Raw genomic sequence first — 14,438 nt, 5'->3', positions numbered from 1 at the left:
TTGTCCCTCCGCTCGCGGTAAAACCCCGGATAACGTAGTCAAGCAGCCACATTTCCATGTAGCAATCGATAGTGGAAGCCGAGCTGTTTGTCGTACTATATCGGGTGTGCGTATTTACCCTACAACCATAATAAGGAAAACCATGTTCTTTGCGTCGCGTCGCACCCCTCATTCAGGCCTACGCCACGCGTTGAGCCGCGCTCTCGTCTCTATCGGTTTTGTTGCAGGTGTGTATGCCAGTCCGGCGATGGCCGATGAATTGGCGGATGTGTCGCAGTTATTGCGTGCCGGCCAGCATGCACAGGCCCTGACGAAGGCCGATGCCTTCCTCAGCAAGAACCCGCGCGACGCGCAAATGCGTTTCCTCAAGGGTGTGATCCTGACCGAGCAAAACAAGTCGGCGGAAGCAATCACCATTTTTACCAAGTTGACAGAAGATTATCCAACCCTGCCTGAACCGTATAACAACCTGGCCGTGCTGTACGCATCCAGTGGTCAATACGACAAGGCGCGCACGGCGCTGGATATGGCGATACGCACCAATCCGACTTATGCCACCGCTTACGAAAACCTGGGTGACGTACATGCCAAATTGGCAAGCCAGGCGTACGACAAGGCTTTGCAGCTCGATAACAGCAATACCGCGGCAAAGTCCAAATTGACGATGGTGCGCACCCTGGTTGGCAATACCACCGGTGGCACCAATCCCAAAGTGGCGGTAGTGGCGGCAGCACCGACACCAGCTCCGGCACCAACGCGGGTCGAACCGGTAAAGCCTGAGCCTGCACCGGTAGTTGCACCGAAGCCGGTAGTCAAGGAAACGCCTAAGGTCGAAGCCAAGCCTGAACCGAAACATGATCCAAAGGCAGAACAATTAGCCGAACAAAAAGCGGCGCAGAAGGCGGCACAAAAAGCGGAAGCCGATGCCAAGCGTGAAGCGAAAGCAAAAGCCAATGCCGCCGCTGATGCCGAGCGCGAGCAAGTCATGAGCGCGGTGAACGCATGGGCCAAGGCCTGGAGTGCACGCGACGTGAAAGCTTATCTGAATGCCTACGCCAGTGATTTCGCTTTGCCGCCGGGCCAGTCGCGCAAGGACTGGGCGGATGAGCGTCGCGCCCGTATCGAAGACAAGGGCCGCATCAGCGTGAAGATAGAAACGCCGCAAGTTACCGTCACTGGTAACACTGCTACTGTAAAATTCCGTCAGATTTACGATTCTGATCGTACCAAAGCCAATAGCCGCAAAACCTTGGTCATGACCAAGCAAGGCAATAAATGGCATATCAAGCAGGAGCGTTCGGGTAGCTGATGGTTTGTTTGTGCACACAATTGCGATTTATCGCACGTCGTATCGGATATAAGGCAAGTAGTGCTGCTTTAGGCGTAGTAGTCGCCGCCAGCGTTATGGCGACACCGGCCTGGGCCAATGGCAGCAAGCCAGGGGTGCCGGCGCGCCTCGATCCGGAAATCATGCTGATCGATGTTTATAAGGCATTGGCGGCAAATCGTCTGCGTGATGCACAAGCCAAAGCCGATGCACTGGTAGCGGCTTATCCTACTTTCCGCCTTGGTCACCTGGTACGTGGCGATTTGCTATTGCTGCACACCCGTCCGATCAAAACCTTTGGTGCGGCTCCGAATGCGCCGGCTGACCGGCTGGATAATTTGCGCGATGAGGCAATTGTCCGCCTCAAGTCCCTGCGCGAGCGGCCAGACCCCGACCTGGTGCCACGTGCGATCTTGCAAATGCGCGAAGACCAGAAGAATGTCTTGTTGGTCGACGCGAAGCGTTCACGCCTGTATGTCTATCAGCGCGTCAATGGCCAATTCAAGCTGACCAGCGATTACTACATCAGCCAGGGCCGCCTCGGCGTCAACAAATTCAAGGAAGGCGACCAAAAGACGCCGCTGGGTGTGTATTACATTACCGCGCGTTTGCCTGGTGCACGCCTGCCTGAGTTCTACGGTCCCGGTGCCTTGCCTATCAATTATCCGAATGAATGGGACAAGGCGAATGGCCGCAGTGGCTCCGGTATCTGGTTGCATGGCACGCCTTCCGATAGTTACAGTCGCCCGCCTTTGTCATCCGATGGTTGCGTCGTGTTAACAAATCCTGACCTGAAAGAATTATCGGCATCGGTTGAAATCGGCAATACGCCGGTCATCATCAGTGAAGATTTGAAGTTCGTCAGCAAGGCCAAATGGGAAGCGGACAAACTGGCTGCCAATAAAATGCTGGAAGCCTGGCGCGCTGACCTGGAAACCACGGATCCGGAATCGCTGCGTCGCCATTACTCGCGTAACTTCAAGGCGATGCGCGGTCAAAACCTGAGCAACTGGCTGGATAAAGTTCAGCAGTCGAATCTGGGAGCGCGCAAAATCAGCGTCAGCTTACGTGATGTAACCTTGTTCCGTTACCCTGATCAAAAAGACCAGAAAGAATTGATTGTTGCCGCTTTCACACAGGAAGCAACCATAGGCAAAGGCAAGCACGTCACGCGCAAGCGCCAGTATTGGGCGAAAGAGGGCGCGCAATGGAAGATCGTTTCCGAAGTTAACCTCTGATCTTCACTTCCTGATTCTGTTGTTCCACTGAATCAGATATGGATGTTGTCGCCACATCATCCAGGCACTCCGCAGATACACAAGGCCAGGCAACTATGCCTGGCGGCAGCGGGCTGTCTTCATACTTCTTTACAATTGTAAAAGACTATTTCCCTCGTGGATTTTACGCAGCCGATCTATATAGTGATTCCATGACGTAGCGAGTTTGAAACCAAATCTGGTTTCCGCGACGGATAAAAAGGAAGCGCCATGTCGCATAAGAAATTGATCGGTATTGCCCTGATAGCGACTGCTGCAGTGTCGACCACTGCCTTTGCAGACAATCGTGGCGTCAATACTGCACTTGGTGCAGTGGTGGGTGCCGTCATCGGTAACAGCATAGGCGGACAGGATGCTGCGATCGTCGGTGGTGTGCTGGGCGCTGTAGTCGGTGCCAGTGCGTCATCCGGACGTCATGATGACCGTTATTACGGCCGTCAACCGCAGGCGTATTACCAACCGCAGCAATACTATCGCCCGGCACCGCGTCCGGTACAGGTTTATCAGCGCCCTTATTATCGTGATAGCTATGCCGAGCGCGATCAATATCGTGGTCAGTACTATCGCGGCAATGAACGACGTGTGGATTACGAACCATATGGCCGTGACTACTATCGCCGTTAAGTCGTAACAGGATAAATGCCGGCAGTGGTGCATCCGATAGCGCCGCGGCCGGCTGAAGCAAGGATGGTTTCGACAGGAAACATCAGTGCAAAAAAAGAATATCGGAGTGGGAGCCGGCAGGTATTGAAGTGACGAATACGCTGCACTGCTCCCTAAACGAGTAGGACGAAGAAAGGTGGTTGCGATGAAATCATTTACACCAGGCATGGCGAAACGCCTCACAATTTCGCTGGTAGCGCTCGCTGCACTTGGTGGATGTGCGGTGGTGCCGTATAACGATGGTTACTATGCCCAACCAGGCTATGTCACCGGGCCGGTATATGCAGGACCGGTATATGCCGCTCCTGCTCCTGTGTATGTAACGCCGTCGATTAACCTTGGTTTCCAATACCGGTCGCGCGGTTACTATGGTCCGCGTTACCACGGTGGTTACGGACATGGTTATCGCGGCTGGAGATAAGCGGCAACTGATCAGGTAGTTGATCAATCCGCAGCAATGAAAAACGGCTAGCCTGTAAGGACTAGCCGTTTTTTTGTGCCTGCAACAATCATAGGCTGATCATTGCATGAGGCAGGGAATTAACTATTAACGATGACCGTGGTTACCATGTGGGCCATGGTAATGCGGACCCGGGTTACGGTAATACCCGCCATACTGCGGATAATAACGTGGCGCACTGCGATAAACGATCACAGGCGGCGGAGCGTAATAGACAGGTGGCGGCGCCTGGTAAACCGGTACCGCATTGCCATACACAACCGGCGGTGCGTAATAGTTGGAATAGTTATTCATCGGTGGTGCGTAATACACCGGTGGCGGCGCATAGTAGCCACCATAGCCGCCGTAACCGCCACCACCTAGGCCGACGCCGACATTGACGGACCAGTGACCACCGCCTGCCATTGCCGGTGCCGCAGCCAGCAAGGCTGCACCTGTTATCAGGCCGGCAAGGGAAAGGGTAATAAATTTTTTCATGACAATCTCACTAATGATGATTGTATTTAACGCCCAATTGCACGGTGCTGCTACCGCTTATTGGTAAAGACTGTAACAAGATGTTTCGACAGCACCTTGCAGTACCGTAAATACTAATTTGGGTCGCTCGCCACCAACAGGCTGCAGCGGATTTTCTCCACCAGCAATGCATCGGTAGAACCACGCCACCAGCGCATGGCCAGCGATTGCTGGCGCGAATGACCAACGATCACCAATTCAATACCCAGCTTATCGACCAGGTCTGAAATCATCGGCACCGGCTCGCCAACTTCAAGATGAGTCTGCACATTCAACCCTGCCTCACGTAAATGATTCAGGCCGATATTCAACTCATCTTCCATTTTTTGGCGTTCCGCCGCGATTTCTTCTTCGACGCCGAGCATGGAAACCATCGCATATTCGCCGATGACGACCGATTGCGGTGGACTGACGACAACCAGCAAATGCACTTCAGTAGCAGGAGTCGGAGCCAGCCTTACACATTCCTGCAGCGCGGAACGGCTTTCGGGCGTGCCATTGTAAGCGACCAGAATTTTGCGATACATATAGCCTCCTGATAAGCGATAGTGTTCAGTATCAGTATATCGCTTACGACATTTGCCGCAAGCAAATCACTCTGATACTGACATGTCGCTACTGTCTCAGGTCCTGGCTTTGAGCCGGCTGAAATTGAGGCCGGTCAGCAGCACGCCGATGGCACCGATGCAAATCACGGTGGTGGTGCCGATGAAGCCGACCATCAAACCGGCAATGCCGACACCGACCGATTGCCCCATATAGAAGCAGGACGCAAAGGTGGATACCGCTGCACCCCGGCGTTCCGGTGCCATTTGCGTTGCATTGATCTGCAAGGTGTTGTGCAGCATGTAGAAACCCAGGCCGGCGGCGAAGCAACCGGGTATCGCCCACCACCAGACCGGTGCCAGTCCTATCGTCAGGAAGGAAGCGGCAATCACCACACAACCCCAGCGCGCCAGGCCTTTTTCACCAAGGTTGCGCACCAGTTTCCGTGATGTGCCGGCATACAGCAGGCCGCCAAGGCCAAACAGCATCACCAGCGACGCAGCATTGGTCAGCGATAAATGATGGACGTGGTGCAGATGGGTCGCGATGAAGGCAAACGCACCGTACAGGAAGCCACCTTCGAGGAACACGGTGAACAGGACTACGCGCGCCCACGGTGTGGACAGGACCTGGGTGAATTCATTGATCATGCGACGTATCACTGCGCCTTCGGCCTTGTGCTTGGTCAGCGCATAGGCCGGCAGGCGGCGGTTGTAGGAAAACAAAGTGATGCTGATCAGTACGAAGCACGATGAAATACCGAAAAACGGCACACGCCAGCTGAAATAGTCGGCTGCCAATCCACCGAACAAGACCCCGGCGGAAATCCCGACAATCTGGCCGATCAGGAATTGGGCAAGTACCGGTTGTCGCTCATCGTAGGGTACGACGTCGCCTATCCAGGCCATCGAAAGTGGAATAATCGCTGCCGCAGTGGCACCTGCCATGAAGCGTGCGACCAGTAGCAGCGGATAGTTGGGGGCCAGTGCGCACAGCAATGAGGTAAGCGCGCAGGCGACGCAGGCACAGGCCACCACGAAATATTTGCCGAAACGGTCGCCGACCGGGCCGAAGAATAATTGCGAGATGCCGTAGGCAATGGAAAAGGCGGTAATAACGTAGGAAACATTCCCCAGCGAAATGTCGAACTCCTGGGCCAGTCGCGGTAGCAAGGGATCGGTTACGCGCAGCGAGATGGCGCTGCCAAAGGCGGCCAGCGAGAGTGCGGGAATAGCGAGTGTGGGGATAGCTGCAGTGGTCTTAACAGATGTTTCGTCGTTAGGCATGGTGCGTTATCGAATGAGTGCTGAGCGAGTTAGTCCTGACTCACAAGCCTACAGGAAATTAGTAGTGGATTTGGCGGCTATGGACGAAATTACCAAAAGACAACAGGAGACTTGACAGCTGTCATTCTATGTCATCTGACATATCGCATTTATGGCAGAAAGTTTGCATTCCTTCATCTTTTCCTACACGAACTCGCGCTTCTGTCCTATATGAGCCCGTGCCGCCTCCGGCTACGATACTCATACACTGCTGCAGCTATGGCAGGCTAGGGACGGTGAATGCGGGATGCGGGTGTTCTGAATAAGGGTTCAATAAGAGAATAAATCGGATCAGAGGTGATCATGTCCATTCTTCCAGGCACAGCAGGCGAGACATCGACGATGTTCAAACAGATAATCGCCGAACGTTTGGGCGACATTGAATGGCCGGGCTATATCAATGCGCGGCAGGAAAGTGTCGAACATCAAGCTGAACGAACTGAAAAAATCCTGAAACGAAAACGTATTGAAGCTTTGCGTTATTTGGGCAACAAGATCCAAAATGAAGGCTATGCATATAACAAGACCGAGCCCAGCATTTTTACGCCGGAGTTCGTGCACGCTTTAGGTGAGGAAAATTCCCTGCAACGCAAAAAACGCAATCCATGGTTGGGGAAGAAGCAAAAGATGAGCCGAGACAGCAGTGAAAAAGCATGGCTTACACATGCCAATATTTTGGCTTTCGGGCCGCAAATTACAGTAGGTAGCGATCAGATTATCAGTACCTTGCCGTAATTCTGTGACTCCATTTTTTGAATCGAGACAACCATGAGAAAACTCCACTACACACTACTGGTGTGCGCCATCACAGTAATCGGTGGCTTGTTCATCGTTACCCATGCACGGCAGGCCGCAGCTGAGAGCAATCCGGGGCACTTCGCCGAGCAAACGCAAATCAATGAATTGGTGAGTATCGCGATTCCGCCGTACAAGTGGTAAGTCTCTTTAGCCGTTAAAGCTGGTAGCCAGAATGAAAAAATCGGATGTGCAGTGATGCAGATCCGATTTTAATTGTGGGTGACTACCCTGGTTTTATTGCAGGCGTATCTCGCCGTCAAAGTCCACCTTCAGTTTGAGTCCGGCGATTTCCAGCGTAACCTTGGCCGGGAAAGACTCGGTACCCGCAACGCTGCCGTTGGCGATCGCCGCGGCCACTGCTTTTTCAATTTCGTGCTGTGAACTCACACCCACCATCTTCAAAAACTTGCGCATGCTGAGGTTGAAATTTTCTTCGTCCATGTCGAACTCCTGTCTTGTAGTGATGGAAATGATGCCGGCAGCATTGCTGCAAGCCAGCCCCTAGTCTACCTCTTCCTGTCTTGCAAAAGGTGGAGTAAGGCCTGGCGGTCTAGACCGGCCATTGCTCCAGGCGATAGGCGGAATCCCAGAACATCCATTCCAGCTTTGCAGCATGCGTGTAAGCAATATGCATATCGCGTCGCGTTTCTTCGCTGGCCACGGATGCCACGCGGTCCACGGTGGCGATCACAGCTCGCACTGCGGTATGGAATTCATCGCCGGCGTAGGTGGCGATCCATGAATCGTAAGGATTGTCCTTGGCGGCACGACCGATGATGTCACGGCCGATTTCGGCATAGATCCAGAAGCAGGGAAGCAAACCGGCCAGCGCGACCGGATAGGATGCGCCCCATGCATTGGCCAGCAGGAAGTTGCTGTAATGATGGGTAGTCGGCGACAGCGGCGTGGACGAGAAGGTCGCAGGGCTGACACCGAACTGTTCCATGAAGTCTTTGTGCAGGCTGCGTTCGACCACCACTGCACCATGCGCGGCATTGGCGAATTGCACTACTTCATCTGCATTGTCTGCCTTGGCCGCAGCGACCGCCAGCGCACGCCCGAAAGCGACCAGGTAGTGCGCATCCTGGATCATGTAATGACGGAAACGTTCTTTGCTCAGGGTGCCGTCAGCGAGTTCCTGATTGAATGGCATGGTGCGGATTGTTTCAAACAAGGCCGCATTTTTTTTCCAGATTTCAGCTGTAAAAGACATGGTCTTCCTTCAATAAGACGTGGCCCGCTATGTGAATGAGCGGGCGGTGGTTCAAGAATATTGGAGCGGGGTGTAGACGTGATCAAAGAAATCACGTTCCAGCTTGACGGCGCGACCAAACATATCGGCGCTGCGGGCCTGTCCTTCGGCGTCCAGTGCGGCACCGGTCCGATCCAGTTCGGAACGCAACCAGCCGATGAAATCGGCAAAGGCCGGATTGTTATGCAGTGTGATCCATTCGGCATGGATGAAGCGCGGCGGCAATTGCGCATCCGGCCGATCGGCCCAGCTCAGGTACAGCCATTCCGCTACCGTGAGTACCGACAGGCACAGCGGATAGACCTGGCTTTGCGCGGCTTCCGTCATCAAATCCTGGAAGGCCTTGGTTTGCGGCGTCAGTTGCGGCGCATTACGGTGTTTTGCAGGCAGGCCGAGCTCATCGAATGCACGCAGGAAGTAAGTGTTTTCATCGCTGGTAATCATCGCGGTAAAGCGCGCCAGGCGCACGCGTGATTCAAAGCGGTCGGCACTTGCGATGGCGGCACCGAGCAGGGCGACGAAGCGGTCTATGAATTGATAATCCTGTACCAGGTAATGTTGCAGCACATCGGTAGCGACGCTGCCGGCGAACAATTCATCGATGAAACGGTGATTGATTGCTGCGTCCCAGTTTTCCTGGTGTTGTTCGCGCAGCCATTCGGTAAAGGTAGTGGCAGGATTTTTTCTGGAATTGAAAGCTGTATCTGTCATGGGAATATCGAAATGATTTAAATCTTGTATGTCGTACTTGAGCGCTGCACTAAACCAGGCAGCGCCGGATTCTACAGTGGCGGGTATTTTTTTGCGTTCAGCACCAGCTTGTCCTGGATCGCGGCATTCAGGTCCACCTTCAACACCGATGCCAGCCGTACCAGGTACAAGGCTACATCAGCCAGCTCTTGCCGCACGTGTTCAGCAGTTTCCGGCGCTTGTGCGACCTGCCATGACTCTTCTTCGCTGCGCCACTGGAAAATCTCCACCAACTCACCGACTTCACCGGTCAGGGCCATCGCCAGGTTTTTGGGTGAGTGGTGCTGGTGCCAGTTACGTGCATCGGCGAATTCTTCCAGCACCTGTTCCAGCGCCTTGGTATCGATCAGGGTTTGCGTCATGATGGTGCAGCTCGAAGGTGAACAATACGCAATGATAGCCTAATGCAGGCCGCCGACCGTGATCAGGGTCGTGCCGGCACAGTCAAACCTTCACCTATGCGCTCCAGCATATAAGGGAAGAATGGATTCGAGGTCAGGCGCGTGAGCGCATCCTGGCTGACGATCAACGCGCCCCGTTCGCCGCGTATTGCCATCGCCCCGAGATTGACACCGAAATTATCGCTATTGTCCGGTTGGGTACCATAGAGCGGATCGCTGAGCGGGAAAGGCAGCGCCAGGTGCGACAGGGAAAATATATCGGCCGGGAAGGACAGGCCGAGTGCCCGCCTTTCTTCGTTCACGCTGCGGGCCGCAGTGCTGTGTTCTTTCACATCGCGGGTATCACTGCCCGCATTCGTAATTACCGTAGAGCGGAAATTGCGTGGTGCGGCCGGTAACAAACGATCTGCCTGCATATTATTGCCGGAGCGCAGTAGAGGGCCGAACTTGATATAGCGATTCAAATCGAAGAGCACCAGTTCACTGCCATTGTCCGGCAGCCTCGCATACAGGCTGTAGACGACCGAAGGCGTACTGACGGTGTAATCGACTATGGATTGGAAGGTGAGGATGGGCGGCAATTGCTGCAGGCGTTGTTCTTCGCGGATGATGTGCGCTTGCAGATTGCGCGTCAGCAATGACGATTGACTGGCCGCGTTGACCGGGAATGAGTTGTACTTGAATGGATTGAACTCGGGCACGATATCGAGCCAGGCCGCCTTCGCAAATGCCGGGAAAATTTTAGGCCAGCCGAATACACCGGCAAAGCGCGCGAGTTCAGTGACCCCTATCATCGGTGCCAGCAAGACCAGGCGATCAGGTCGCGCCAACTGCGGGTCATCCAGGGTTTCCAGTGTGTATTTCAATGCGAGTGCACCACCATTGGAGTAACCGACGATCTGTAGTGGCAAAGGGGCAGGGACGCGACGACGCGCTTCTTTCACCGCCAGGTGAGTCGCGGCAAGCCAGTCTTCCCATACCACATCGGTCAAACCTGCGGGTACCGTACCGTGTCCCGGCAGGCGGATTGCAAGCACGACGAAGCCGCGTTGCTGGTACAGATAGGCGATATGGCGCAGGCTGTATGGTGAATCGGTCAAGCCATGCAAGAGTACGACGGCACCCCGTGCTGCACCTTGCGGCTCCAGCAAGAAAGAACGATTCCAGTCCTGTTTGAAGTGTGGCGGATAGATGGGGCTGTTTGGATAGTAGCGATTGCCGGGTACGCGCGTCTCTGCATCCAGCTTCTCGCTGACCGCGGTCCGGACTTCATCGAAGACGGCGTTCTCTGCTGCCAGATATGCGGCCCAGTCCGCTTTCACCAGTTCCTTGTGCGGCATTTCATGCGGCACATGTGTATGCCAGAGTTGCAGTGACGGTCCACCGTGTACATCGTAAATACGCACGGCAAGTACAGTAATCAATACAACGCTGATGATGAGCACGCCAAGTTTGATTACCTTGCGCAAGCAAGCTTTCATCTTTATTTCTTTCCCTGATTTGTGCGTTGATTGAATCTGTTTGCTACTTCAATCAACGCAGATATGTTGTTGTGACGCATACATCATATGGCATCACGATGTGCCCGACAGCATTGCAAACATTGGCATTGCGACATGCAGGCGGTACGTGGATTCCACAATTTACCATTTTCTTAACAACTCTTATATTCACGTCAGAGGCTTCAGTGGCGTATGCAATGTTTCGTCGTGAGAGTACACGTGTCAAACGTGGGTGTTAGCGCGCGTTTGCAAATACATCGAATCGTCAAGATTCATCAATCCAGAAGGAAGAGCAATGAGTAAAGCATTATTCGCAGCATTTGCATTGGCTATGTTATTGGCTGGTTGTGGCGCAGAGAGCCACACACCTGCAGCAGCACCAGCAGCTCCGGCAGCAGAAACAACAAGCGCAGATCCGGCAGCTCCACTGAGCGCTGAAGAAGCTGAAAAAGAAAAAATCCGCAAACAAAACGCTGCTGCTGAAGCTGCATTGTCCGGTCACTGATCTGTATCAGATCGTGTAAAGAAAAAGCCGTCGCTTGCGACGGTTTTTTTATGCGCGCTGCCGATTAACAAGGGAATTCACGCCGGACGTGCATAGCCTGACAGCTTAGGTACAATATGTCCTCAAGGCGAAAGAAAAAGTCCTCCGCGACTGCTGCTTTGAAAAGTGAATTTAACCGACCTTTTTGGAAGTGAAAATGAATTTAGCAGAGATAGTCAGCCAGTTTGAATCAGGCGAAGCCGGTACCGATGCCTACGTTGAATTGCGTGCGCAATGCCTGCCCCTGGTAGAAAAAGATTCCGCTAACGCCGCCGCTTATTTCCTGATCGCGAACTTTTCCCGTTCCTACGTCATGCTGTACGAAGAAGAAGCAGTGACGGTAGAAGTCGCCCGCAAAGCCAAGACTGCGATGCTGGATTACCTGCACCGCATCGTCGCGGCACAGGGCGGTAATGCAGAAGTGCGCCTCGCGGCTATCAATGCAATTGCAGCCGATTATCTGCATAGCGACAAAATCTTTTAATCGTATTCCCCCCCGCCTGAACGAAAGCCGTCACATCAGTTGGCGGCTGGTTTTTCCACAGCTGCATTTCCTTGCTTGCTGTGCTGCGTATGCGTGCGTTTGCTTTATGAAGCGATTGCAGTAATTACGGATTCCACGCCATTTACGCTAGCCCTCTTCAAACAAGAATCTCCTGAAACAAGATTTATCTTGCCGAGCACAAATAAGTACATAAATGATTGGCGAAAGCGATCTTGCACTATTGTGTCGCTCTCAATAAACCTTCTCGTCTACTGTTAGTACTTGTTTGCATTTTGTTTGAACGATTATCCAAAACTAGGAGATTCGTACAATATTTTTGTTTGTTCTTTTTCTATGCTCGCGCCAACGTTGAATCGTTGCATATGAAATCAGGGTGATTTCACATTTTTGAGCATGGGGGAGAGCGGTATGAGTTTGAGTGGTGGTGCGCGGAGCGGGCTTACAGTTATGCCTTTCGCGACAGTTATATGCATGTTTTTAGTGGTGCTGTCCATATCTCAGCAGGCAGCGGCGACAGATTTGATTGATCTGGCGGACCAGGGTATAGGCGATGGTTCGTCGATTGTCAGCGGTGTTAACACTGACGGTAATGTCGTAGTAGGTTTTGTCCGCAGGGGCGCGCATTCTCGCGCTTTCCGCTGGAATGCGTCGAGCGGCAAGATTGATGATATCGGCACTTTGGGCGGGCTGTTTTCCTTGGCCAACGGTGTCAATGCCGCCGGTGATGTGGTGGTAGGGGAGTCAGATACCAGTGCCGGAGTGACGCATGCCTTCCGCTGGACGGCAGCCGATCAAAAGATCACTGATCTTGGTACTTTGGGTGGCAGCTCGTCTGCTGCCTATGCAGTCAATGCCGCCGGCGATGTGGTGGTCGGAGGTGCCAACACCAGCAGCGAAGAGCGTCACGTTTTCCGCTGGACGGCAGTCGATCAAAAGATGATGGATTTGGGCACATTGGGTGGGACCGAAGCCAATGCCTTTGCCGTCAACAAAGTCGGCGATGTGGTGGTCGGCACTTCGAACCTCAGCGATGATTCGACTTATCGTGCTTTTCGCTGGACTGAAGCCAGTGGAAAAATGGATGACCTCGGCACTTTGGGTGGTAAAAACTCCGAAGGAATTGCTGTCAATGCTGCCGGCGATAAAGTGGTGGGTTATGCCGAATATGTAGAAAGCATCAATGGTATTCCGGGCGTCAACAATGGATTCCGCCACGCTTTCCTATGGACCGAAGCCAGCGGCAAGATGCAGGATCTCGGTACGCTGGGTGGCAACAACTCCACGGCCAGGGGCATTAATGACATCGGCGATGTGGTGGTCGGTGAGTCCGAGATCAGCAGCGGCGCTGTCCGCGCTTTTCGCTGGACCGAGGCCGGTGGCATGCAGACCATTGAGGATTGGTTGATAGCCAATGGCGTCAAGGTCGTGCACTTTAATACCCGTGTCGCGACAGATGTTAACGCGGCCGGCGATGTGGTGGTTGGACAGCTCGATAACGGCCACGCCTTTATTGCGCGCGCCACCTCCGGCCTGATCGATGTGCCGGAGTTCAATGCCGGCTTGCAGGATGTTGCCAACTCGGCCTTGCCGGGAGCAAAAGATGCCGATGTTTTGCATGGTGCACATGGGAGTCCCATGCGCTCCTTGTTACCGGTAGGGCGGGCCAATGTATGGACCGCTGGTGATGTCGGACGGCAGGAGCACGATGCTTACAGCAGCAAACAAGGCCTGGCAGAAATCGGCTATGGCTATCGTCCGACACAAGCGATGCAGTTCAATATTGCCTTGGGTCGTACCTACAGCAGTGCAAATACCGGATTGGGTGGTGATACCACGGCGCGCAGTACTTATCTATTGCCCGAATTGATCTTGTGGGTGCCCAATAGCGCAATGCTGGCTACCGTCAGTGCCTACTATGGCCATGGCGATTTGCGGATAGATCGTGCTTATCGGAATGCCGGTGTATTGACACATGCTTACGGTAATCCGGATACGGAAACAGCAGGCATACGGCTGCGGCTGGATTGGATGGATACGATGAGCATAGGTAAGACACGCCTGACGCCGTACACCAGCCTGACGTATATGAAAACGCGGATGGATGGCTATACGGAGCAGGGTAAGGGCTTCCCTGTCTTGTGGAACAAGCGCACGGAAAATGCCACCACTGCGCATATAGGCGTGGACGCAGTGCATCCAGTCAGCGCTACTGTCACCATGCTCGGACGCCTGGAAGCAGCGCATCGCTTCGAAAACCAGGCGACGACAGTCAGTGGTGTGCTGCTTGGGGCAGGTGGAGGCGCCTTTGCTTTCCGCGGACACGATTTGAAACGGAACTGGCTGCGTGCCGGACTCGGATTGGAAGCCAAAGTCGGCGGTGGTATCGCGAATGTGATGTTGAATGCGAGTACAGAAGGTGAAATGTCAACTTACTGGCTGGCGGCAAGTTATCGCTGGGTGTTTTAAAAGTCTATGGATGGCATCTTGCGCAAATTGTCGAGTATGGATTTTTGCGCAAGAAATATCCGGCAAAGACCTGATGTCCTTGTGAGCTGCTTGATGAATTGGGGGA

The 14,438-nt window shown here is 53.6% G+C and carries 17 protein-coding genes; 9 read left to right on the top strand and 8 right to left on the bottom strand.

Translation table 11 applies throughout. The features are described 5' to 3' along the window. Window positions 1-142: 142 nt before the first annotated feature. The 4 genes from ACFQPC_RS09120 (at window position 143) to ACFQPC_RS09105 (ending at window position 3,688) form a co-directional block, all read left to right on the top strand. Window positions 143-1,309: a nuclear transport factor 2 family protein gene (locus ACFQPC_RS09120; protein ID WP_382271553.1), complete on the top strand. Its 1,167-nt coding sequence runs from the start codon at window positions 143-145 to the stop codon at window positions 1,307-1,309. Window positions 1,310-1,329: 20 nt separating this feature from the next. Further along, complete coding sequence (locus ACFQPC_RS09115; protein WP_465261797.1) at window positions 1,330-2,565, top strand: L,D-transpeptidase family protein; 1,236 nt, start codon at window positions 1,330-1,332, stop codon at window positions 2,563-2,565. A gap of 249 nt (window positions 2,566-2,814) precedes the next feature. Continuing rightward, entirely contained in the window at window positions 2,815-3,228 is a 414-nt protein-coding gene (locus ACFQPC_RS09110; RefSeq protein WP_382271552.1) for a YMGG-like glycine zipper-containing protein, read from the top strand. A 184-nt stretch (window positions 3,229-3,412) separates the two neighbouring features. Then, a complete protein-coding gene (locus ACFQPC_RS09105; protein WP_382271551.1) occupies window positions 3,413-3,688 on the top strand; it encodes a hypothetical protein in 276 nt (91 codons plus the stop codon). Between the two features lie 126 nt (window positions 3,689-3,814). Here ACFQPC_RS09105 and ACFQPC_RS09100 read toward each other — a convergent pair whose 3' ends face one another. The 3 genes from ACFQPC_RS09100 to ACFQPC_RS09090 form a co-directional block, all read right to left on the bottom strand. Next, a complete protein-coding gene (locus ACFQPC_RS09100; protein WP_382271550.1) occupies window positions 3,815-4,204 on the bottom strand; it encodes a hypothetical protein in 390 nt (129 codons plus the stop codon). Window positions 4,205-4,317: 113 nt separating this feature from the next. After that, on the bottom strand, window positions 4,318-4,770 hold the full coding sequence (locus ACFQPC_RS09095) for a universal stress protein (protein WP_382271549.1): 453 nt from the start codon (window positions 4,768-4,770) through the stop codon (window positions 4,318-4,320). Window positions 4,771-4,866: 96 nt separating this feature from the next. Further along, window positions 4,867-6,075 (bottom strand): MFS transporter, encoded by a 1,209-nt coding sequence (locus ACFQPC_RS09090; RefSeq protein WP_382271548.1) that lies wholly within the window; start codon window positions 6,073-6,075, stop codon window positions 4,867-4,869. A gap of 342 nt (window positions 6,076-6,417) precedes the next feature. On the opposite strand from ACFQPC_RS09090, the gene ACFQPC_RS09085 reads away from it, so the two are divergent. After that, the gene (locus ACFQPC_RS09085; RefSeq protein ID WP_382271547.1) at window positions 6,418-6,849 is read left to right on the top strand and encodes a hypothetical protein; all 432 of its coding nucleotides are present in this window, start codon (window positions 6,418-6,420) and stop codon (window positions 6,847-6,849) included. A gap of 33 nt (window positions 6,850-6,882) precedes the next feature. Further along, window positions 6,883-7,053: a hypothetical protein gene (locus tag ACFQPC_RS09080; protein WP_382271546.1), complete on the top strand. Its 171-nt coding sequence runs from the start codon at window positions 6,883-6,885 to the stop codon at window positions 7,051-7,053. Window positions 7,054-7,146: 93 nt separating this feature from the next. Here ACFQPC_RS09080 and ACFQPC_RS09075 read toward each other — a convergent pair whose 3' ends face one another. The 5 genes from ACFQPC_RS09075 to ACFQPC_RS09055 all read right to left on the bottom strand — a co-directional run bounded on the left by ACFQPC_RS09075 (window position 7,147) and on the right by ACFQPC_RS09055 (window position 10,796). After that, a complete protein-coding gene (locus tag ACFQPC_RS09075) occupies window positions 7,147-7,353 on the bottom strand; it encodes a DUF6494 family protein (RefSeq protein WP_012078737.1) in 207 nt (68 codons plus the stop codon). Between the two features lie 109 nt (window positions 7,354-7,462). Continuing rightward, the gene (gene tenA, locus ACFQPC_RS09070) at window positions 7,463-8,125 is read right to left on the bottom strand and encodes a thiaminase II (RefSeq protein WP_382271545.1); all 663 of its coding nucleotides are present in this window, start codon (window positions 8,123-8,125) and stop codon (window positions 7,463-7,465) included. A 51-nt stretch (window positions 8,126-8,176) separates the two neighbouring features. Further along, window positions 8,177-8,875 carry a TenA family protein gene (locus ACFQPC_RS09065; protein ID WP_382271544.1) on the bottom strand — a complete coding sequence of 233 codons (699 nt, stop codon included), beginning with the start codon at window positions 8,873-8,875 and terminating at the stop codon, window positions 8,177-8,179. Between the two features lie 71 nt (window positions 8,876-8,946). Continuing rightward, the gene (locus ACFQPC_RS09060; protein WP_382271543.1) at window positions 8,947-9,276 is read right to left on the bottom strand and encodes a nucleotide pyrophosphohydrolase; all 330 of its coding nucleotides are present in this window, start codon (window positions 9,274-9,276) and stop codon (window positions 8,947-8,949) included. 62 nt (window positions 9,277-9,338) lie between these two features. Continuing rightward, window positions 9,339-10,796, bottom strand: a complete 1,458-nt coding sequence (locus tag ACFQPC_RS09055) for an alpha/beta hydrolase (protein WP_382271542.1) — start codon at window positions 10,794-10,796, stop codon at window positions 9,339-9,341. Window positions 10,797-11,112: 316 nt separating this feature from the next. On the opposite strand from ACFQPC_RS09055, the gene ACFQPC_RS09050 reads away from it, so the two are divergent. The 3 genes from ACFQPC_RS09050 to ACFQPC_RS09040 all read left to right on the top strand — a co-directional run bounded on the left by ACFQPC_RS09050 (window position 11,113) and on the right by ACFQPC_RS09040 (window position 14,332). Next, the gene (locus tag ACFQPC_RS09050; protein WP_382271541.1) at window positions 11,113-11,322 is read left to right on the top strand and encodes a hypothetical protein; all 210 of its coding nucleotides are present in this window, start codon (window positions 11,113-11,115) and stop codon (window positions 11,320-11,322) included. 196 nt (window positions 11,323-11,518) lie between these two features. Then, a complete protein-coding gene (locus tag ACFQPC_RS09045) occupies window positions 11,519-11,845 on the top strand; it encodes a hypothetical protein (protein ID WP_382271540.1) in 327 nt (108 codons plus the stop codon). A gap of 504 nt (window positions 11,846-12,349) precedes the next feature. Next, the gene (locus tag ACFQPC_RS09040) at window positions 12,350-14,332 is read left to right on the top strand and encodes an autotransporter domain-containing protein (RefSeq protein ID WP_382271539.1); all 1,983 of its coding nucleotides are present in this window, start codon (window positions 12,350-12,352) and stop codon (window positions 14,330-14,332) included. The last annotated feature ends 106 nt before the right edge of the window (window positions 14,333-14,438 follow it).

It is taken from the genome of Herminiimonas glaciei, assembly GCF_042664955.1.
GTDB lineage: Bacteria > Pseudomonadota > Gammaproteobacteria > Burkholderiales > Burkholderiaceae_D > Oxalicibacterium > Oxalicibacterium glaciei.
Note: the sequence above shows the minus strand (reverse complement) of the source record. Positions and strands in the feature narration are given on the sequence as shown.